Below are 20,001 nucleotides of genomic sequence, written 5' to 3' on the forward strand. Positions count from 1 at the left end.
GGGGCGCGGTGCGCCCCCGGCACCGTTACACGCCCTGACATGACGGCGGGGCGAACGGCGCCTAGTCTGGCGCCATGATCGTGACCCTGACCCTCAACCCCGCGCTCGATATCTCCACCACCACCGAGCGCGTAGTGCCCGAGCACAAGCTGCGCTGCGACGTGCCGCGCCGCGATCCCGGCGGCGGCGGCATCAACGTGGCGCGGGTGGTGGATGCCCTGGGTGGCGAGGCCGAGGCGGTGTTTCCCGCCGGCGGCCCCACCGGCCAGGCCCTGCTGGCCACCCTGCGCGGCGGCACCGGGCTGCGGCCCCATGCCGTGCCCATCGCCGGCGAGACGCGGCAGAGCTTCACGGTGGATGAGCGCGCGGAAGGCCGCGCGGAATACCGCTTCGTGCTGCCCGGCCCCGACCTCAGCGCCGTGGAGCTGGATTCCTGCCTGGAAGCGGTGGCGGAACGCGCGCGCGATGCCGCCTTCGTGGTGGCCAGCGGCAGCCTGCCGCCGGGCGTGCCGGCGGATATCTATGCCCGCCTCGGCGCCATGCTGCCGCCGGGCGGCCCGCGCCTGATCGTGGACAGTTCCGGCCCGGCGCTGCGGGAAACGCGCGGCGCCTATCTGATCAAGCCCAGCCTGCGGGAATTGCAGATGCTGGCCGGGCGCGAGTTGCCCGATGCCGCCGCCCGCGTGGTGGCCGCGCGCGGGCTGATGGAGGATGGCATCACGGAGATCGTAGTACTTTCCCTCGGCAGTGACGGCGCCATGCTGATCACGCGGGAGGAGCAGGAGCAGTTCCCCGCCATTCCCGTGCCGGTGCGCAGCACGGTGGGCGCCGGCGACAGCATGGTGGCCGCCATGGCCCTGGCCCTTTCGCGCGGCGAGACGCCGCGCCAGGCGGTGCGCTTCGGCATGGCGGCGGGGGCGGCGGCGCTGCTGCGCCCCGGCACCCAGCTCTGCCGGCGGGAGGACGTGGACCGGCTCTTCGCCACCGCCTGAGGCGCGGCCCTTCCCATGCCTGCCCCGCCTGCCTAACTGGAGGGGCAGGAGGAGACGACCCATGGAACAGCCAACCATTCGCGCCTTCTTCGACGAGCCGACCAACACGGTCAGCTACCTCGTCTGGGACCCCGCCAGCCGCGCGGCGGCGGTGATCGACCCGGTGCTGGGCTGGGACAACCGCTCCGGCGAGGCCGATACCGGCTTCGCCGACCGCATCCTGCAGGCCGCCGCCGGGGAAGGCGTGGAGATCCGGTGGGTGCTGGAAACCCATGCCCATGCCGACCACCTGACGGCAGCCCCCTATCTCAAGGCCCGCAGCGGCGCGCCCATCGGCATCGGCGAGCATATCAAGGAAGTGCAGAAGATCTTCCGCCCGGTCTTCGCCGCCGATGACGTGAAGCCCGATGGCGGCGATTTCGACCGCCTCTTCCGCGACGGCGAGCGTTTCCCGCTGGGCGGGCTGGAGGTGGAGGTGCTGCATGTGCCCGGCCATACCCCCGCCGACATCGCCTACCGCATCGGCGACGATGTCTTCGTGGGCGACACGCTCTTCATGCATGACTACGGCACCGCGCGGGCCGATTTCCCCGGCGGCGACGCGCGGCAGCTTTACCGCTCCATCCAGCGCCTGCTGGCGCTGCCGCCGCGGACGCGGCTCTGGATGTGCCACGACTACAAGGCGCCGGGCCGCGACAGCTTCGCCTGGCAGAGCACGGTGGCCGAGCAGCGTGCCCATAACCCGCATGTGAAGGACGGCAGGACGGAGGAGGAATTCGTTGCCTTCCGCACCGGGCGGGACGCGCAGCTGGCGGCGCCGCTGCTGCTGCTGCCTTCCATCCAGGTGAATATCCGCGCCGGCCGCTTCCCCGAGGCGGAGGCGAATGGCGTGCGTTACCTGCGCATCCCCGTCACGCCCAAGGGCTGGAGCCCAGCATGACCGACAGCACCACCCTGGTCTGCCCGCATTGCGACGCGCTCAACCGCGTCCCCACCGCGCGTCTGGCCGATGGCCCGCGCTGCGGCCAGTGCCACCAGCCGATGTTCCAGGCCAGGCCCGTGCCGTTGACGGAGGAACGCTTCCGCCGCCACGTCGCCCATAGCGGCATCCCGCTGCTGGTGGATTTCTGGGCCTCCTGGTGCGGCCCCTGCCATGCCATGGCGCCGCAGTTCGAGGCCGCCGCCCAGGCGCTGGAGCCCCGCATGCGCCTGGTGAAGGTCTCCACCGAGGAAGCGCCGCGCCTGGCGCAGGAACTCGGCATCCGCTCCATCCCGACGCTGGCGATCTTCGCGGGCGGGCGGGAAGTGGCGCGGCAGGCGGGGGCCATGCCGGCGGGGCGGATCGTCGGCTGGGCCCAGGCGGCGGCGCCCTGAGGGCTCCCGCCTTCCTTCCATCCAGCAGGCATCAGGGATGACATTGCAGGGGCCGCGGCTTTCGCGCCCGCACGATAAGGCTTGCCATCCGATACGCTTCTGTAGCGTTTACATTCCGCTGCGGCGCACAAGCTGTTCAGTGCATCGCCGCAGGCCCGTTGAGGAGCCACATGGCGGAAGGGGCAGGACATGGCGGAACGGAACAGTGAGCTGCCTCCCTCCAGGCATGTCCTCCCGCCAGGCCCGGAGGCGCAGGAGCGGCTGCGTTGGCTGCTCGACAGCGCCACCGACCATGCCATCGTGGCCCTGGATGCCGGGCTGCGGGTGACCTCCTGGAATGCGGGGGCCGAGCGGGTCCTGGGCTGGAAGGCCAGGGAGATCACCGGCGCGCCCTACGAAATTTTCTTCACGCCGGAGGAGCGTGCCGCCGGCATCCCCGCCCAGGAAGCCACCCTGGCCATGGCCGACGGGTGCGCCCCGATCGAGCGGTGGCACCACCGGGCCGACGGCAGCCGCTTCTGGGCCAGCGGCTCGGCCACGGTGCTGCGCGGCCCGGGCGGGCAGCAGGCCGGCCTGCTGCTCATCTTCCGCGACCAGACGCGGGAGCGGCAAGCCGTGCAGGCCTTGCGGGAAAGCGAGGAGAAGCTCCGCTACACCGTCGATCTCAGCCCGCAGATCCCCTGGACCACCGATCCGGCGGGCGGAATCATCGATTTCAGCGCCCGTTGGACCGCCCTCACCGGCCTGACGCTGGAAGAAATCCAGGCCTGGGGCTGGCTGGATTCCATCCATCCCGATGACCGGGAGCGGATCGCCGGCAAGTGGCGGCACAGCCTGGCCACGGGCGCCCCCTTCGACCACGAAGTCCGCATGCGCACCCGCGATGGCTTCCGCTGGTTCCGCAACCGCGCCAACCCGCGCCGGGACCCGGGCGGCCGCATCCTGCTCTGGTACGGCACCAGCGAGGATATCCACGACCGCAAGGGCTCCGAGGCGCGGCTGGAGGCCCTGGTGGAACTGGGCGACCGCCTGCGGGAGCTGCGGGAGCCGGGGGAGATCTCCCACGCGGCGGCGGAGGTGATCGGGCGCACCCTCGGCGCCTCCCGCGCCGGCTTCGCCATCACCAACCCGGCGGAGGCTTCATGGGTGGAGCGGGACTGGACCGACGGCAGCGTCGAGAGCATCGCCGGGCACTGGAACCTGCGCGAGTTCTGGGACGACTACGCCGATTCCATCGGCCCGCTGGAAGGCACCTCCGTCGCCGATACCGCGACCGACCCCAGGACGCGGAAGTCCTACCCGGCGCATCTGGCGCTTTCCGTCCGCTCCTTCATCTGGGCGCCGGTGCTGGAGGGCGGACGGATCGTCTCCTTTCTGTTCGTGCACAACAGCGCCCCCCGGGCCTGGAGCGACGACGAGGTCTCCTTCGCGCGCGGCGCGGCGGAGCGGGCCTGGGCCGCGATGGAGCGCGCCGCCGCCGAGGTCCGCCAGAGCCTGATGACCCTGGAACTGAACCACCGGGTCAAGAACACCCTTTCCGTGGTGCAGGCCATGGCCATGCAGACGGCGCGGGGCTCCGCCAGCCTCTCCAACTTCGGCCCCTCCTTCCAGGCGCGCCTGATCGCGCTGGCGCGCGCCCATGACCTGCTGACCCAGACGGAATGGCGTGGCGTGGCGCTGCGGGATGTCATCGATGCCGCCGTGGTGCGGGACGACGGCATCCGCCTGGACCTCAGCGGCTGCACCGAGAGCGAGGCGCTGGACCCGACCCAGGCGCTCTCCCTGGCCATGGCGCTGCACGAGCTCGCCACCAATGCCACCAAGTACGGCGCCCTCTCGGTTGCCGGCGGCTATGTCAGCATCACCTGCCACGCGGAAGCGGATGGCAGCGCCCAGCGGGTGGAATGGCGCGAGCACGGCGGCCCGCCGGTGGAAGGCCCGCCGTCGCGGAAGGGTTTCGGGATGCGCCTGCTGGAGCGTGGGCTCAGCACGCGGTCCGGAATGACCACCAACCTGGACTTCGCGCGGGAAGGGCTGCGCTGCAGCCTGCTGCTGCAACGCACGGCCACGCCCGAGGCACCTGCCCCTGGCTGAGGCGCCGGCCGCGCCCCGTCAGCTCTGGATCAGCTTGACCTTGCGGCCCTCGACGCCCAGCGCCAGCTTGCCGCCCTTCAGCGCCATGGCCGCCTGCCCGAAGACCAGGCGGCGCCAGCCATGCAGCGCCGGCACCTCCGGCTCCGCCTCGGCAGCGAGGCGCTCCAGCTCGTCGGAACTGGCGATCAGCTTGGGCGCCACGCCATGCTCCTCGGCCTTGGCGGCCAACAGCACCTTCAGCAGCGCCACCAGCGCCGGGGAAGCCGGCGGGCCCTGGCGCGGCTCGCGCGGCGCCTCGGGCAGCTCGCTCTCCGGCAGGGCCTTGGCGGCGGCGAGCGCCGCCAGCAGCCCGGCGCCGGTCTTGCCTTCCGCGAAGCCCTTGCTGATGCCGCGCGCGCGGCTCAGCTCGGCGGTGGTGGTGGGGCTGGTGGCGGCGATCTCCAGCAGCGTCTCGTCCCGCACCAGGCGCTGGCGGGGGATGTTCACGCGCTGCGCCTCCCGCTCCCGCCAAGCGGCGGCGGCGCGGAGGGCGGCCAGGAAGCGGCGGTTGCTGGTGCGGGGCTTCAGGCGCTCCCAGGCCGTCTCGGGGTCCTGGCGGTAGGTGGCGGGGTCGGTCAACTCCGCCATTTCCTCGGCCACCCAGGAGAGGCGGCCTTCCTGCGTCAGCCGCTCCAGCAGCGCGGTATAGACGCGGCGGAGGTGCGTCACGTCGGCGGCGGCATAGGCGATCTGCGCCGGGGAAAGCGGGCGGGCCGCCCAGTCGGAGAAGCGGTGCGCCTTGTCGATGGAGGCGCCGGCCAGGCCGCGCACCAGGCTGTCATAGCTGGCCTGGTCCCCGAAGCCGGCCACCATGGCGGCGATCTGGGTATCGAACAGCGGCCGGGGCGGGGCGCCGAAGCGGATGATGCAGATCTCCACATCCTGCCGCGCGGCATGGAAGACTTTTATGACCTTGGGGTCGGCCAGCAATTCCCCGAGGGGTGCCAGGTCCAGCCCTTCGGCCATGGCGTCGATCACCGCCACGTCCTCGGCGCCGCCGAGCTGCACCACGCAGAGTTCGGGCCAATAGGTCCTCTCCCGCATGAACTCGGTATCGACGGTGACAAAGGGCTCTTCGCGCAGCCGAGTACACAGCGCGGCGAGTTCGTCCGTGGTGGTGATCAGGACAGGGGCGGCGTCCTGGGCCTGCTGACGTCGGCTCATTATGCACAGGTTCTAGCGAAGCCGGGGCCAAGCGCAAAGCGGCCCTCCGGCGGCAAAGGCCACAGCGGCCTTGACAGGCCGCCCTGCCCCGCCCCTTCTTCGCCCGTTTTTACCGTTCCCCGGGGTTTTATTCGCATGCACGCCTACCGGACTCACACCTGCGGCGCGCTGCGCGCCAGCGACGCCGGCCAGACCGCGCGCCTTTCCGGCTGGGTGCATCGCAAGCGCGACCATGGCGGTCTGCTCTTCATCGACCTGCGCGACCATTATGGCCTGACGCAATGCGTCTTTCCCGCCGGGTCCGATGTCTTCGCCGCCGCCGATGCCATCCGGCCGGAAAGCGTCATCACCGTCACCGGTGAGGTCGTGGCCCGTGAGCCCGGCACCGTGAACGACAAGCTGCCCACCGGCGCCATCGAGCTGCGGGTGAAGGCCCTGGAGGTGCAGTCCCACGCCGATGTGCTGCCCATCCAGGTGGCCGGCGAGCAGGAATTCCCCGAGGACCTGCGCCTGCGCTACCGCTTCCTGGACCTGCGGCGCGAGAAGCAGCACCGCAACATCATGCTGCGCGCGGGCGTCATCGCCTCCATCCGCCGCCGCATGATCGACCAGGGCTTCACGGAATTCCAGACGCCGATCCTGACGGCGAGCAGCCCCGAGGGCGCGCGGGACTTCCTGGTCCCCTCGCGCAACCATCCCGGCACTTTCTACGCGCTGCCGCAGGCGCCGCAGCAGTTCAAGCAGCTGGCCATGGTGGCGGGCTTCGACCGCTACTTCCAGATCGCCCCCTGCTTCCGCGACGAGGCCTCCCGCGCCGACCGCTCCCCGGGCGAGTTCTACCAGCTCGACTTTGAGATGAGCTTCGTCACCCAGGAAGACGTCTTCGCGGCGATCGAGCCGGTGATGGAAGGCATCTTCAACGAGTTCGGCGGCGGCCGGAAGGTGACGCCCGCGCCCTTCCCGCGCATCCCCTACGACACGGCGATGCTGGAATACGGCTCGGACAAGCCGGACCTGCGCAATCCGCTGAAGATCACGGATGTGACGGAACACTTCCGTGAATCCGGCTTCGGGCTCTTCTCCAAGGTTGTGGCCGGCGGCGGCATCGTGCGCGCCATCCCGGCGCCGGGCGCGGCCGCGAACCCGCGCGGCTTCTTCGACAAGCTGAACGAATGGGCCCGCGCCGAGGGCGCCGGGGGCCTGGGCTATATCCAGTTCGCCGCCGAGGGCCCCAAGGGCCCCATCGCCAAGAACCTGGAGGCCGAGCGCGTCGAGGCCATTCGCGCCGCCTGCAACCTGCAGCCGGGCGATGCCGTCTTCTTCGCCGCCGGAAAGCGCGACGAGACGCCGAAGTTCGCCGGCAAGGTCCGCACCAAGCTGGGCGAGGAGCTGAAGCTCATCGAGGAAGGCGAGTTCCGCTTCTGCTGGATCGTCGATTTCCCGATGTACGAGCTGAACGAGGAGACCGGCCGGGTCGACTTCAGCCACAACCCCTTCTCCATGCCGCAGGGTGGCCTGGAGGCGCTGAACTCCATGGACCCGCTGGAGATCAAGGCCTTCCAGTACGACATCGTCTGCAACGGCATCGAGCTGTCCTCGGGCGCCATCCGCAATCACCGCCCGGACATCATGATCCGCGCCTTCGAGATCGCGGGCTACGACGAGCAGACGGTGGAAGACCGCTTCGGTGGCATGCTGGCCGCCTTCCGCTACGGCGCGCCGCCGCACGGCGGCTCGGCCCCCGGCATCGACCGCATGGTGATGCTGCTGGCCGATGAGCCGAATATCCGCGAGGTCATCCTCTTCCCGCTGAACCAGCAGGGGCAGGACCTGATGATGCACGCGCCGGCCCCGGTGGAGCCCGCGCGGCTTAAAGAACTCTCCATCAAGCTGGATTTGCCGCCGACCAAGGGTGCGGTGGCGCCGAAGGCACCCTAACTCTCCGGAGCAAACGGACTGAAGGAGCATACGGCCATGCGGCTGCGCGACCTGCTTGGAACCACCGCCATGGCGGCCGCCCTGGTTCTGGGCCTCGCCACACCTTCCGGGGCCCAGGCCCCGGCGCCCGCCGCGACGCCCAATGCCACCCAGGCCACGCCCATCGAGGGCGCGCAGGCCATGGCGGCCCACCGCGCCGCCTACCGCCTCAGCCTGAACAGCACCCGCCCCGACGGGCAGGTGGTCCAGGCCCAGGGCGCCATGCTTTTCGAGGTGCGGGATGCCTGCGACGGCTGGACCACCCGCCAGCGCCTGACGCTGAACGTGGTGGACAAAGCGGGGGACACGGTGGACACCGGCTCCGACTATTCCACCTGGGAGAGCAAGGACGGCAAGCGCCTGCGCTTCACCCTGACGCAGATGGCGCAGGGTGCCGTCACCCAGCGCGTCTCGGGCGAGGCGGAGCTGGATGGGGACAAGGGCGGAACCGTGCGCTACGAGCAGCCGGAGGTGCAGGAGATGACCCTGCCCCCCGGCACCATCCTGCCCATGGCGCATACCATCCGCACCCTGGCCATGGCCAAGGCCGGGCAGAAGATGCTGAACGTGCCGCTCTTCGACGGCACCAATGACGACGGCGCGCAGGACAGCACCACCATCCTCTCCCCCTGGACGCCGCCGCTGGCCGATCCGCGCTTCCCGCTGCTGGCCGACCAGGCCAGCGCGCGGATGCGCATCGCCTTCTTCGACCGCGATGCCTCGGCCGGGGCCAGCACGCCGTCCTACGAGGTCGGGCTGCGCTACTTCGCCAATGGCATCGCCGACGAGATGAAGATGGATTTCGGCGACTTCATCATGAACGGCCAGCTGGAGAAGCTGGAACCGCTGCCGCACGACTGCTGAGGGCGGCGCGGGGCCCGTGCCACCGGCCGGGCCCCGCGCGCCGCTTCGCGCTTAATAGCTTTCGAAGATACGGGTGAGCTCGGCCGGGTCGCGCGTCACGGTCAGCGCCAGGGCCAGCAGGATGCGCGCCTTCTGCGGCGTCAGGTTGTCGGCGGAAAGGAAGCCGTCCCGCCCCATCCGCTCCCCGATCACGACGCGGCCGCTGCCGACGCGGGTGGATTGCACCACCACCACCCCGGAGGCCATGGCCTGCCGCAGCGCCTCCACCTCCGCCGGCGTGCCGGAGCCGGGGGCGAAGCCGGCACTGACGATGCCCTGCGCCCCCGCCGCCACGAAGGCGCGGATGGCGGTGCCATCGGCATCGGCATGGGAATAGGCGATATCGACCCGCGGCAGGGCCGGCAGGCTGCGGATGTCGAATTCCGTTTCCGGCGCCACGCGGCGCAGCGGGCGGCGGTAGAAGGCGACGCGGTCGCCATCCGCATGGCCCAGGGCACCGAAATCCGGCGTGCGGAAAGTCTGCAGGCGCCAAGTGGAGGTCTTGCTCACGTCCCGCGCCGCGTGGATCTCGTCATTCAGCAGCACCAGCACGCCCAGGCCCCGCGCCGCCGGGCTGGCGGCCACCCGCACCGCGTTCAGCAGGTTCATGCCCATGTCGGAGGAGAGCGCCGAGGCCGGGCGCTGCGCCCCCACCATCACCACCGGCACCGCCACCTTCAGCGTCAGGGACAGCAGATAGGCGGTTTCCTCCATCGTGGAGGTGCCATGGCCGATGACGATGCCGGCGAGCTCCGGCTCCGCCGCCACCAGCCGCTCGCATTCCAGCGCCAGGGCGCGCCATTCCTTGAAGCCGATATGGGAGGAGATCACCGTGCTGAAGGGCACGGGAAAGACATCCGCGACCTGCACCAGCTCCGGCACGCGGGCCAGGATGGCGGCGGCATCCAACACCTGGCCCGCCACACCATAGTCCTGGATATCCAGCGGCCCCCGCCCCAGCGAGGCCATGGTGCCTCCGGTGCCGATGAAAGCGATGCGGGGTGCGCGTCTGTCCATGCCTAACCTGCCTGCGGTCCGGGAACCCCAGGCTTAGCACAAGGCGGGCTTCAGCGCGCGGCGGCGGTCGTCAGGGTCGGCGCGGCCTCGGGCAGCGCCATGCGGGTCACCATGCTGGAATGCATCCAGCCCTCGGCCGAATCTGAACCGACCTGCAGCCAGCCGCCCGGCGCCTCGGCAAAGACGCGCAGGCTGGCGCCGCGCTGCACCACCCGCAGCACCTCGCCACCCGGCCGCGCGCGCAGATTGCCGTTCTGGCGCATCGCGATGCCGCCGCGGGCCTGGGCAGCGACCTGGGCGGCCTCGGCCTCCATCCGCGCCACCTGGGGCGGGGCCGGCGGGGCCAGGGTGCGCAGGTCGGCCGGAATGGGGGGCAGGCGCGGCGGCGCCGTGAGGCGCTGGGTGACCTGGGCCGCCTTCTCGGTACAGCGGCTGCGGGTTTCGACATAGACACGGGTGGCGGAAACGTCATCGGTGGCGACATGCTGCTCCACCGCCGGCACGGCTTCCGCCGCGCCTTCCGGATGCAGCGTCACCAGGGACACGAATGGCGCCTTCTGGCCGCCCTTCAGCGCCACCTGGCCGCAGACCGCCACCGTGGCCGCATCCGCCTGCGGGAAGGTCTCCACCTGGCTGATGCTCAGTTCGCCGCGCAGCGCCTCGCGCAGCTTGGCCTCGGCCAGTTGCCGTGCCTCGTTCGCCTTGCCGATGGGGGCATTCTGGGCCGCCTGGGCCTTGGGGGCGGCGTCGTCGCAGCCGGAAAGAGCCATGGGCAAGGCCAGCAGCACCATCAGGCCGGCCATTCCGGTCCACGGTTTGGATGTCACGAAACGCCTCCCTGCATTGGCCCGCGGCCCAAGGGCCCGATGGCGTACAAACCCGGGATGCAGGGGGACGGTTGCCGGAAAGGCGTAACCGGCGGCGTCGCGCATCACAAAAAGCGCGGCGCAGCCTGACAGAAGCCGATTCTAGCGGGAGGGGCTGTGGCGGTCCAGCAAAGCCTCAGGCAGCCGCATGGCATGCGCCGTCCAGGTCCAGACCAGCCAGCATTCCACCGGACGGTCGGGCCAGATCTGCTGCAGCAGCGCCCGGTAGGCCGCCATCTGCCGCAGATACAGCGGCTGCACCCCCTCCAGCGCCTGCGGCGGCGGGCGGTTGGACTTGTAGTCCAGCACGATCACCCGGTCCGGCCGCACCGAGAGCCGGTCCACCTGCCCCACCAGCCGCACGCCACCGCTGATGCCGGCGATCGGCGCCTCGGCCAGCGAGCCAGGGGCGAAGGCATCGGCCAGATCCGGGTGTTCCAGCAGCGCCAGCACTTCTTCGAGTGTCGCCGCCTGTTCCTCCGGCGTCAGGCCCTGGCCGGGGCGGGAGAGAAAGGCGGCGCCGACGCGGCGGCGCTCGCCCGCCGGGTATTCCGGCAGGTGCTGCATCAGCGCATGGATCATGCGGCCGCGGCGGAAGCGGCTGCCGGCGGGGTCGGCGGCGCCATGCGGGGCGGAGACGGGCGTCTCCTCCTCCCCCGGCAGGGCGGAGGGCGTGTAGGTCAGCAGCGCGCTTTCCGCTGGCGGCGGGCGGCTGGCCCAGTCCGGCGGCACCTGCGGCACCACGGCGCCGGCATGGCGGGCGGCGGGGCGTGGCGGCGCCGTCTGCTCGCTGGAGAACCAGCGCAGCGGGCCATCGAAGCTGGCGGCGGGCGGGGCGCCAAAGGCGGTGGGCTCAAAAGCCGTCTCCTGCACGCCGGGGAGGCGCGAGAAGCCCTGGGCCACCAGGTCGTACCAGCTGCCGGGCTTGGGCTCGCCGGGGGCGCAGACCAGCAGCCGGTCCTCCGCCCGCGTCAGCGCGACATAGAGCAGGCGGTTTTCCTCGGCCTCGCGGGCCAGGGCATCGGCCTCGGCCAGCTCGGCCCAGGCGGGGGCATGCAATTCCTTGCGCGGGGCCCAGAAGGGCAGCGGCGGCTCGGCCTCGCTCCAGCGCAGGGTGTCGCGGTTCAACCCGCTGCCGATATCCGGCAGGATGACGACGGGGGCCTGCAGGCCCTTGGCGCCATGGGCGGTCAGCAGCCGCACGGCATCGACGCCGCTTTCCGCCTCGCGCTTCACCAGGGCACCGCCGCGCCGCAGCCATTGCACAAAGCCCTGGAGGCTGGGCGGGTGACGGGATTCGTAGGTGAGCGCGGCGTTCAGCACCTCGTCCAGCGGGTCGGCGGCATCGGGGCCGAGGCGGGCCAGCAGCCGGGCGCGGCCGCCATGGATGCCCAGCACCTCGGCCAGCAGGGTATGCGGGGTGTGCAGGTCCGTCTGGTCCGCGAGGTCGGCCAGCCATTCGGCGGCGCGGCCCAGGGTGGTGTCCTGGCCGCGTTCGGCCAGCACGCGCCACCACAGCGGCTGTTCCCGGCCATGGGCGATGCGGAAGAGTTCGTCTTCCGTCAGGCCCACCAGCGGGCTTTTCAGCACGGCGGCCAGTTGCAGGTCGTCCTCGGGCAGCAGCAGCACGTCCAGCAGGGCCAGCAGGTCCTGCACCGCGATCTGTTCCACCAGTTGCAGCCGGTCCACGCCGCCGCAGGCGATGCCCTGCTTCTTCAGCGCCGCCACCAGCAGGTCGGAAAAGCCGGTGCGGCGGCGCAGCAGCACCAGGATGTCGCCGGGGCGGATCGGCCGGTTGCCCTGGGAGGGCAGCGTTTCCTCCCGCACCATGCGGGCGATGCGGGCGGCGAGGCTCTCGGCCAGCAGGGCGGCGGCATTGGCCTGGCCGACCGCTTCCTGCGGCACCTGCCAGGGCTCGGGCGTCTCGCGCGGCGGCTCAGCCATAGGGGGCCAGATCTCGACAAGTCCGGCCTCGCCGATCCGGTCGGCGCGGTGGGCCAGTTGCGCGTCATCCCCCACCACGCCGCGCCGGGCGGGGCCTTCGGCGAAGACGGCATCCACCAGCGCCAGCACCGGCGCGGTGGAGCGGAAGGAGACCTGCAGCGGCACGGCCTCGAAGCGCGCGCCGGCGCGCGGCACGGTGGTGGAGAAATGCGACTGCCAGCGGGCGAAGCCGGCGGCATCGGCACCCTGGAAGCCGTAGATGGACTGCTTTTCGTCCCCCACCGCGAAGATGGAGCGGATGCCTTCATCCCGCGTGCCGGAGCCCGCGAAGAATTCCTCCGCCAGCTTGGCGGCGATGTCCCACTGGGCGGGGTTGCTGTCCTGCGCCTCGTCCAGCAGCAGGTGGTCCAGGCCGCCATCGAGCTTGTAGAGCACCCAGGCGCTGCCGGGGTCGGTCAGCAGGCGCTGGGCGGCGGCGATGAGGTCGTCGAAATCCACCGCGCCGGCACGGGCCTTGCGGGCGGTATAGGCTGCCAGCACCGGCTGGGCGAGCGCCAGCAGCGACAGCGAGGCCGCGTGCAGCCGCCAGCCGCGCCGGGTTTCCTCGAATGCGAAGACGCGCTCGGCCTCGGCGCGCAGGATGCCGATGGTCTCGTTGAAGGCGTCCTTCAGCCCGCCCTTGGTGGCGAGGGAACGGTCGGCATAGGGCTTGCCGTCATTGGTGAGGAAGCAGGACTTCCAGTCGTCCCAGCGCGCCAGCCGGGCATCGGGCGGCAGGGCCAGCCAGGCCTTCAGCGTGGCGCCGCGGCGCTTGTCGTTGTCGTTGCCGCTCTGGCACAGCAGGGCGGCGGCGCGGTCCAGCGCCGGGGGAATGCCTTCCACCGCTTTGGCCAGCGCCTCGGCTTCCGAGCCGCTGGCGGGCAGCGCGAGGCGGCGGCGCAGCACGGCATCGCAGCCGGGCACACCGCCCGCCGCCGCGATGGCGCCGGCCAGCCGGTCCCGGTGCTTCACCAGTGCCGCCAGGGTCTGGGAAAAATCCTCGGGGCTGCCAAGGCCGGCGATGGCCTCCACCGCCTCGGCCGGCAGGCGACCGGAGGCCAGGGTGCCCTCGCGCGCATCGGCCAGCATGGAGGCGGCATCGGCTTCCTCCACCAGGGTAAATTGCGGCGGCAGCCCGGCTTCCAGCGGGAAGGAGCGCAGCACCGACTGGCAGAAGGCATGGATGGTGGCGATGCGCATGCCGCCGGGCTGGTCCAGCACCTCGGCGAAAAGGGCGCGGGCGCGGGTCAGGGCGGCGGCATCCGGGCGCTGGCCGGTCAGGGCTTCCAGGCTGGCGGAAAGCGGCGCATCACCGGCCACCGCCCATTCGCCCAGGCGGCGGGCTAGGCGCGTGGCCATCTCGGCCGCCGCGGCCTTGGTGAAGGTGAGGCAGAGGATGCGCCCGGGCTTGGTTTCCGGCCGCAGCAGCAGGCGCAACACCCGGTCGGTCAGCACCTTGGTCTTGCCCGAGCCGGCGGAGGCGCCCACCCAGGCCGAGGCCCTGGGGTCGGAAGCGCGGCGCTGCGCGGCCTCGGCTTCGGCGCGCGGGGTCAGGAGGGTCGCGGAGGAAGGGGCCATGGCCGCCCCATGATCGGGCCGGATGGCGGGCGCGTCCAGCACGCAGGAGCGCGGGCGGCCATGGCGGGATGGCATGACGGCCATGGACAGGGCGGGCCGGCCGGCTCATTCCAGCGGCAACCGGAGGCGATCCGGCCGAGTATCTCTGCCGAGACTCCATGCTGAAGGCGATATCGTGACCTCCAAACACCTTCCCGGCGCCGAAGACGCGGATGAGGCCGAGGGCCCGGAGCAGCCGCATGTGCTGACGCGCGAGCGGCTGATGACCAATTCCCTGGACGAGATGGTGCGGGGCGCCTTCGGCGCCCAGCTCATGAGCGAAACGGACCGCGCGCGTTCCCTGCACGAGACGCTGGAACAGCGCCCGCCCGGCAGCGGTCCCGTCTGGCTCTTCGGCTATGGCTCGCTGATCTGGAACCCGACCATCCATTACGCGGACAGCCGCTTCGCCCGGGTGGAGGGCTGGCAGCGCGCCTTCTGCCTTTCCACCCCCGTCGGCCGCGGCACGCCGGAAAACCCCGGGCTGGTGCTGGCGCTGGATGAGGGCGGCTATTGCGAGGGCGTGGCCTTCCGGATCGAGGAGGCGGTGCTGGTGCAGGAACTCTCGCTGATCTGGCGGCGGGAGATGCTGACGGGCGCCTATATCCCGCGCTGGCTGCCGCTGCATGACGCGGAAGGCAAGGTCTTTGGCCAGGGCATCGGCTTCGTCGTCAATCGCGCCGGGCCGCAATATGCCGATCTCACGGAGGCGGATGTGGTGCGGCGCCTCGCGACGGCCGTCGGGCATCTGGGGAGCGCCGCGGATTACCTGCGCCAGACGCATCGTGGCCTGCGCCGCCTGGGCATCCGGGATGCGCTGCTGGACCGGCTGCTGCCACTGGTGGCGCAGGCGCAGGAACGCACGGGCTGAGGGTGGCCGCGCCGCCTGCCAGGAATGTCCGGGGCGGTCGTTCGTCATGACAACCTTCACCTCGGCTGAGCATCTTTGAAAGGCGGGGGAAAACGGAATCCTCCCCCGCTCTCCCGGCCCGCCATCTCCCGAAGGACGCAGGCAGCATCACGCAGGCTTGAATCTTCCCGCCCCGGCATATGGCCTTTGATGCGAGGCAAGCGCATCGAGGAGTGCGTGGGGGCGAATGCCGGCCAATGTATGCGCAGCGCAGTCCGGAAGTCCGATCTGGCGAAGGCTGGCGCAGGCAGCGGCCTGCCCTGCTCTTGCTGCACTAAGCTTGGCTGGCTGTGACGCCCCGCTCAGCCCGGCAGTCCCGTTCCTTGGCGCCTATTTCCCCTTCTGGCTCATCTGTGCCGCCACCGGTGTCCTCGGCGCCGTGGTGCTGCGCGTCATCTTCGTGAAGATCGGCATCGATGAGCACCTGCCGCTGCGGCTCCTCGTCTATGCATGCCTCGCGGCCATCATGGGCCTTGCGCTGGCGCTTGCCCTGTATGGGCGCTGACAGATGGCGCGATCAGCCTATTCCCGCCGCCACTCCCTCCCCGGCCTCGTCGTTGCCGGGCTGATCATCGCAGGCGCCATCGCCGCCTGGTGGTTCTACAGCCGGCGCGCCGACAGCAATCCGCTGTCCCAGGATGCCGTGCTGACCGCGAGCATCGTGAACGTCGCCTCCAGCGTGCCGGGCCGCATCGCCACCCTCGCCGTGACGGAGGATCAGAAGGTCGCGAAGGGCGAGTTCCTGTTCGAGATCGACCCCGTTCCCTTCCGCCTCGCCGTCGACCAGGCGCGCGCCGACCTGCGGATGGCCGAAGCCGCGCGCAGCGCGCAGCAGCGGGCGATCAGCGCCGAGGAATCCAACGCCGCCATCGCGACGGATCAGGTGGCCCGCGCGCGGACCAATCTCGCCCTCGCCGAGCAATCGCTCGCGCGGCTCACGCCGCTGCAGCGCAGGGGCTATGTCTCGGCGCAGCAGGTCGATGACGCCCGCACGGCCCGCGACGACGCCCGCACCAGCCTCGCCCAGGCGGTGCGCCAGGCGGAGGCGGCCAGCAGCCTCGTCAGCACGCTCGATGAATCGGAGGCGCTGGTGGATGCGCGCCGCGCCGCCCTCGCCCTCGCCGAGCGCAGCCTCGCCAATACCACCATCCACGCGCCCCATGACGGCCGCGTGGTGGGGCTCACGGTCTCGACCGGCGAGATCGTGGTGCCGGGCCAGTCCGTCTTCACGCTGATCGACACGGGGACCTGGTATGCCAGCGCCACCTTCCTCGAGACCGAGCTACCCGCCATCGCGGTGGGCGACTGCGCGCGCGTCGTCGTGCTGGCCGACCGCTCCGTGCGCATCGCCGGGACGGTGGCGGGCACCGGCTGGGGCGTCATCTCCGAGGATGTGGTGAACCTGCCGCGCGGCCTGCCCTATGTGCCGAAATCGCTCAACTGGGTGCGCATCATTCAGCGCTTTCCCGTGCGGATCCGCCTGATCGAGCCGCCGGAGGTCCTGATGCGGATCGGCGCCTCGGCCGTGGCGGTCGTCCATCATGGCGAGCAGTGCTGACCATGGATGCAACGGCCCCCCGGCGGCGCTCTTTCCTCGCGCGGGCGGTTTCCGACCTCGCGCCCTTCCCGGGGCGGGCGGCGCTCACCTGGAGGATCGCGCTGCTCTGTGCGATCGTTGGCGCGGCCGCGATTATGTATGAGATCCCGGAAGCCGCGCTGAGCTGCTACCTGGTCATCTTCCTGATGAAGCCTGACCCGGTCGAGACCATCGGCGTCGCATTCGGCCTCATCGGGCTCGCGACCATCGTCCTGGTCTGCGTCGTGCCGCTGATCAACGCCACGGTCGATTCCCCGCTGCTGCGGATGCTGGCCATCGCGGTCGTCTCCTTCGCCTTCCTGTTCCTGGGCGCGGCGAGCCAGCTCGGCGAGATCGGCGGCGTCATCGGGCTGATCATCGCCTTCATCCTCACGCTGATCAGCATGGCGCCGGCCGGCGACGTGGTGACCTACGCATTGCGCTCCGCCTGGAGCCTCGCCGCGATGCCGATGGCGCTGATGATCGCGTTCAACCTCATCCTGGGCCTCTCGCCGGTGCGGCTGCTGCGTGACAGGCTGCACCAGCGCCTCGCCACGGCCGCGGCGGCCATCGCCTCCGGCGCTCCTGGTCGGCACGAGGCGCTTGGCGAGATGCTGCGCGCCGACAACGCCGCGCTGGAGCAGATGGCGGGCTTCGTCAGGCTGCTCGCGCTCGCCGGCAGGCCGCAGGCCGCGCAGATCGCGCGCGATGTCCGCGCGTCCTGGCGGCTCATCCTCGCGACCTCCGCCCTGCCGGAAGACCTGGACGCCGCGCGCCGCGATGCCCTGACCGCCGCGATACGCCGCAGCATGGAAGCGCTGGAAGCCGGCGAGACGCCGCCGCCGCCCGGCCCCGCCCCCGTTCCGGCGACCGAGGCCGAGCAGGCCATCCTGGCCGCCCTCGCCACCATCGGCGGCGGGCCGGAGCCCGAGACGGTGGCGGCGCCGAAGGCGCCCTTCCTCGTGCCCGATGCCTTCTCCAACCCCGGATATCAACGCTACGCGCTCAAGACCACAGCCGCGGCGATCATCTGCTACGTCGTCTATACCGGGCTCGACTGGCAGGGCATCCATACCGCGATGGTCACCTGCTACGTCGCGGCGCTCGGCTCCACGGGGGAGACGGTGCACAAGCTCGGCCTGCGCATCATCGGCTGCCTGATCGGCGCGGCGATGGGCGTCGGCGCGGTCCTGTTCGTCGTGCCGCATCTGGAGACCATCGGCGGGCTGATGGCCCTGATCTTCGCCGGCATGCTGGTGGGCGCCTGGGTCTCGACCGGCGACGAGCGCATCTCCTATGGCGGCGTGCAGATCGCGCTCGCCTTCCTGCTCATCGTGCTGCACGGCTTCCGGCCCAGCACCAGCCTCGACGCGGGCTCGGACCGCATCATGGGCATCCTGCTGGGCAATCTCGTCGTCTATCTCGTCTCCACCCGCATCTGGCCCGTCTCGGTCGAGGGTGCCGCGCGCGCCCATCTCAAAGCCGCGCTCGCCGGGCTGGCGCGCCTCGCCGCGCTGGCGCCGGAACGCCGCCCCGGCGGTGTCCCCGACGCCGCGCTGGTGGCGCAGGAGGCTGGCAAGGCGGATGAGCTGCTCGCCCTGATGCCGTTCGAACCGGCGGCCATACGCGCGGCGCCGAGGACCCAGGCCGCGCTGCGGGACGCCAGCGCGGAGATTGCCGCGCTCACCCGGGACATCTATCTCAGCCGGGAGCCGCTGCCCGGTGTCGCGGCGCGCCTGCGGCAGTTCAGCGCGCGGATCACCGGGGGCGAGGATGCCCAGGACACGGACGGCACCGACGGAGCGCATCCGCTCCATCGCCAGCTCGACCGGCTCCAGACGGCGGTGGCGGTCTGATGCGGCGTTGCGCCGCCTTCCTCTGCCTGACGCTGGCGCTCGCCGCCTGCGCGGAGGACGCCGTGAAGCTGGCCTCGCCCAGCCCCGAGACGCCGTGGCGGCCGGCTGGCAGTGAGAGCCAGGCCTGGAACGCGCAGGGCGGAGGTAAGGATTTCGGCGTCCCGCCCGACCCGGTGCTCGCGGTATTACCGGCGAGGCCGGATATCGACCTCAACCCCTCCTACCGCCTGCCGGAACTGATCGACATCGCGCAGCGCAACAACCCCGCCACGCGTGGTGCCTGGCAGCGGGCGCGCGAGGCCGCGCTCGCGGTCGGGATGGTGGACGCGACCTTCCTGCCGGTCATCACCGCCAATGTCATCGCTGGCCGGCAGACCACCTCCACGCCGCTGCAGTTGCCGATCGGTTCACGGCGCTATTTCGACACGACGGTGGATGGCGTCTCACCTTCCATCGCGCTGCAATGGCTGCTGTTCGATTTCGGGCGCCGGGCGGCACTCGCCGAGGCCGCGCGGCATGCCGCCCTGGCGGCGAATGTGCTGTTCAACGGCGAGCACCAGAGGCTGATCTTCAACGTCACCCGCGCCTACCATGTCCATGCCGCTTCCGCGGCGCGGGCGCGCCTTGCGCGCGAGGCGCTGCGCAACAGCATCGCCATCCGAGGCGCGGCCGAGGCGCGGCTCGCCAGCGGCCTCGGGAACACCGTGGAAGTCGCGCAGGCCCGCCAGCAGGTCGCGCAATCCGAGTTGCGGCGGGTGCAGGCCGATGGCCAGGAACGCAGTTCCTATCAGGTGCTTCTGCTTGCCATGGGTGTCAATCCGATGCTGCGGCTGAAGATCAATACCGGCGACCAGCCCCAGCTTCCCGACGCACCGGACGTCCCCATCGACGACATGATCAGCCTGGCCCTGGCGCGGCGGCCCGATGTGATGGCGAGCTACCAGGCGATGCTGGCGAGCAAGGCCGGCATCGCGGCGGCACGCGCGGAGTTCTTCCCCAATGTCTTCGTCGCGGGGGCGCTCGCGGCCGGGCGGAACAACTTCGAGGCCGGCGGCCTGCCGACGATCGGCCAGCAGGCGACGGGGACGGGTGTGCTGCTGGGCGCGACGGTGCCGCTCTATGATTCCGGCCTGCGCGCCGCGCGGCTGAAACAGGCGGAGGCGGGCGCGGCAGCGGCTGAGAGCACCTTCCGGCTGACGCAGAACGTGGCGGTGAGCGAGATTGTCACGGCGGGCAACATGCTGCGCACGGCGCTCGAATCATATCGCGCCGCCGGTGCCCTGGCCGGGGCGGCAAAGGTCACCTATGACGCGGCTCTCGCGGCCTACAGGGGTGGGGTCGGCACGGTCACGGCGGCGACGGCCGCCGACACTGGGCTGCTGGACGCGCGGCAGGCCCAGGCGGATGCACATGCCGCGGCGACCGTCGGGGCGGCGAACCTGGCATTCGTCCTTGGCGCCCTGACCTCAGCCGATGCCGTTCCTTGAACGTGCCGGGCTGGAGTTGCAGGTTTACAGGGATCTGGAGTGCTCCCCATCAAACTGAACAGGCAGCTGGCGCTCGGCTCATGCTGGGCATGAAAATTCCGCCTGCGGAGCGTGGCTCTGCGGCGGTGCTGTGTGTTGCTGGTGAT

Annotated in this window: 15 protein-coding genes; 11 read left to right on the plus strand and 4 right to left on the minus strand. The window is 71.2% G+C overall.

Going from position 1 to position 20,001, the window contains the following annotated elements:
- The first annotated feature begins 80 nt into the window (after positions 1 to 80).
- The 4 genes from EBE87_RS09905 (at position 81) to EBE87_RS09920 (ending at position 4,460) form a co-directional block, all read left to right on the plus strand.
- Complete coding sequence (locus EBE87_RS09905) at positions 81 to 992, plus strand: 1-phosphofructokinase family hexose kinase (RefSeq protein ID WP_199707601.1); 912 nt, start codon at positions 81 to 83, stop codon at positions 990 to 992.
- Positions 993 to 1,053: 61 nt separating this feature from the next.
- Positions 1,054 to 1,932 carry an MBL fold metallo-hydrolase gene (locus EBE87_RS09910; protein WP_120639504.1) on the plus strand — a complete coding sequence of 293 codons (879 nt, stop codon included), beginning with the start codon at positions 1,054 to 1,056 and terminating at the stop codon, positions 1,930 to 1,932.
- Positions 1,929 to 2,366 (plus strand): thioredoxin TrxC, encoded by a 438-nt coding sequence (gene trxC, locus EBE87_RS09915; RefSeq protein WP_120639503.1) that lies wholly within the window; start codon positions 1,929 to 1,931, stop codon positions 2,364 to 2,366. Before EBE87_RS09910 ends, trxC begins: the two co-directional genes overlap by 4 nt.
- 189 nt (positions 2,367 to 2,555) lie before the next feature.
- Complete coding sequence (locus EBE87_RS09920; protein ID WP_120639502.1) at positions 2,556 to 4,460, plus strand: PAS domain-containing sensor histidine kinase; 1,905 nt, start codon at positions 2,556 to 2,558, stop codon at positions 4,458 to 4,460.
- An 18-nt stretch (positions 4,461 to 4,478) separates the two neighbouring features.
- Here EBE87_RS09920 and rnd read toward each other — a convergent pair whose 3' ends face one another.
- Positions 4,479 to 5,663, minus strand: coding sequence for a ribonuclease D (gene rnd / locus EBE87_RS09925; protein WP_120639501.1), 1,185 nt, complete (start codon positions 5,661 to 5,663; stop codon positions 4,479 to 4,481).
- A gap of 135 nt (positions 5,664 to 5,798) precedes the next feature.
- On the opposite strand from rnd, the gene aspS reads away from it, so the two are divergent.
- Positions 5,799 to 7,601, plus strand: a complete 1,803-nt coding sequence (gene aspS / locus EBE87_RS09930; RefSeq protein WP_120639500.1) for an aspartate--tRNA ligase — start codon at positions 5,799 to 5,801, stop codon at positions 7,599 to 7,601.
- A 36-nt stretch (positions 7,602 to 7,637) separates the two neighbouring features.
- Positions 7,638 to 8,504 (plus strand): cell envelope integrity EipB family protein, encoded by an 867-nt coding sequence (locus EBE87_RS09935; RefSeq protein ID WP_120639499.1) that lies wholly within the window; start codon positions 7,638 to 7,640, stop codon positions 8,502 to 8,504.
- Between the two features lie 51 nt (positions 8,505 to 8,555).
- Here EBE87_RS09935 and EBE87_RS09940 read toward each other — a convergent pair whose 3' ends face one another.
- From EBE87_RS09940 to addA, 3 genes are all read right to left on the minus strand, one after another.
- Positions 8,556 to 9,560, minus strand: a complete 1,005-nt coding sequence (locus tag EBE87_RS09940; RefSeq protein ID WP_120639498.1) for an asparaginase — start codon at positions 9,558 to 9,560, stop codon at positions 8,556 to 8,558.
- A 50-nt stretch (positions 9,561 to 9,610) separates the two neighbouring features.
- Positions 9,611 to 10,387: an SH3 domain-containing protein gene (locus tag EBE87_RS09945; RefSeq protein ID WP_147426129.1), complete on the minus strand. Its 777-nt coding sequence runs from the start codon at positions 10,385 to 10,387 to the stop codon at positions 9,611 to 9,613.
- Between the two features lie 141 nt (positions 10,388 to 10,528).
- A complete protein-coding gene (gene addA, locus EBE87_RS09950) occupies positions 10,529 to 14,071 on the minus strand; it encodes a double-strand break repair helicase AddA (RefSeq protein ID WP_233560070.1) in 3,543 nt (1,180 codons plus the stop codon).
- 91 nt (positions 14,072 to 14,162) lie between these two features.
- Here addA and EBE87_RS09955 point away from each other — a divergent pair, with 91 nt between their 5' ends.
- The 5 genes from EBE87_RS09955 (at position 14,163) to EBE87_RS09975 (ending at position 19,855) form a co-directional block, all read left to right on the plus strand.
- Positions 14,163 to 14,897, plus strand: a complete 735-nt coding sequence (locus tag EBE87_RS09955) for a gamma-glutamylcyclotransferase (protein WP_233553416.1) — start codon at positions 14,163 to 14,165, stop codon at positions 14,895 to 14,897.
- 226 nt (positions 14,898 to 15,123) lie between these two features.
- A complete protein-coding gene (locus tag EBE87_RS09960) occupies positions 15,124 to 15,441 on the plus strand; it encodes a YtcA family lipoprotein (protein ID WP_120640477.1) in 318 nt (105 codons plus the stop codon).
- A 3-nt stretch (positions 15,442 to 15,444) separates the two neighbouring features.
- Positions 15,445 to 16,494 (plus strand): multidrug transporter subunit MdtN, encoded by a 1,050-nt coding sequence (mdtN, locus tag EBE87_RS09965; RefSeq protein ID WP_120640476.1) that lies wholly within the window; start codon positions 15,445 to 15,447, stop codon positions 16,492 to 16,494.
- A 2-nt stretch (positions 16,495 to 16,496) separates the two neighbouring features.
- Positions 16,497 to 18,368 (plus strand): FUSC family protein, encoded by a 1,872-nt coding sequence (locus EBE87_RS09970; RefSeq protein WP_147426193.1) that lies wholly within the window; start codon positions 16,497 to 16,499, stop codon positions 18,366 to 18,368.
- Positions 18,368 to 19,855 carry a TolC family protein gene (locus EBE87_RS09975; protein WP_120640474.1) on the plus strand — a complete coding sequence of 496 codons (1,488 nt, stop codon included), beginning with the start codon at positions 18,368 to 18,370 and terminating at the stop codon, positions 19,853 to 19,855. The genes EBE87_RS09970 and EBE87_RS09975 overlap by 1 nt, the downstream gene beginning before the upstream one ends.
- Positions 19,856 to 20,001 lie beyond the last annotated feature (146 nt).

Source organism: Teichococcus wenyumeiae, assembly GCF_003696345.1.
GTDB lineage: Bacteria > Pseudomonadota > Alphaproteobacteria > Acetobacterales > Acetobacteraceae > Pseudoroseomonas > Pseudoroseomonas wenyumeiae.

Excerpts from the sequence above, each read along its gene's own strand:
- addA (WP_233560070.1), bottom strand. The coding sequence starts at position 14,071 with ATGGCCGTCATGCCATCCCGCCATGGCCGCCCGCGCTCCTGCGTGCTG.
- mdtN (WP_120640476.1), top strand. The coding sequence starts at position 15,445 with ATGGCGCGATCAGCCTATTCCCGCCGCCACTCCCTCCCCGGCCTCGTC.
- EBE87_RS09920 (WP_120639502.1), top strand. The coding sequence starts at position 2,556 with ATGGCGGAACGGAACAGTGAGCTGCCTCCCTCCAGGCATGTCCTCCCG.
- EBE87_RS09975 (WP_120640474.1), top strand. The coding sequence starts at position 18,368 with ATGCGGCGTTGCGCCGCCTTCCTCTGCCTGACGCTGGCGCTCGCCGCC.
- rnd (WP_120639501.1), bottom strand. The coding sequence starts at position 5,663 with ATGAGCCGACGTCAGCAGGCCCAGGACGCCGCCCCTGTCCTGATCACC.
- EBE87_RS09940 (WP_120639498.1), bottom strand. The coding sequence starts at position 9,560 with ATGGACAGACGCGCACCCCGCATCGCTTTCATCGGCACCGGAGGCACC.
- EBE87_RS09910 (WP_120639504.1), top strand. The coding sequence starts at position 1,054 with ATGGAACAGCCAACCATTCGCGCCTTCTTCGACGAGCCGACCAACACG.
- trxC (WP_120639503.1), top strand. The coding sequence starts at position 1,929 with ATGACCGACAGCACCACCCTGGTCTGCCCGCATTGCGACGCGCTCAAC.
- aspS (WP_120639500.1), top strand. The coding sequence starts at position 5,799 with ATGCACGCCTACCGGACTCACACCTGCGGCGCGCTGCGCGCCAGCGAC.
- EBE87_RS09970 (WP_147426193.1), top strand. The coding sequence starts at position 16,497 with ATGGATGCAACGGCCCCCCGGCGGCGCTCTTTCCTCGCGCGGGCGGTT.
- EBE87_RS09935 (WP_120639499.1), top strand. The coding sequence starts at position 7,638 with ATGCGGCTGCGCGACCTGCTTGGAACCACCGCCATGGCGGCCGCCCTG.
- EBE87_RS09960 (WP_120640477.1), top strand. The coding sequence starts at position 15,124 with ATGCCGGCCAATGTATGCGCAGCGCAGTCCGGAAGTCCGATCTGGCGA.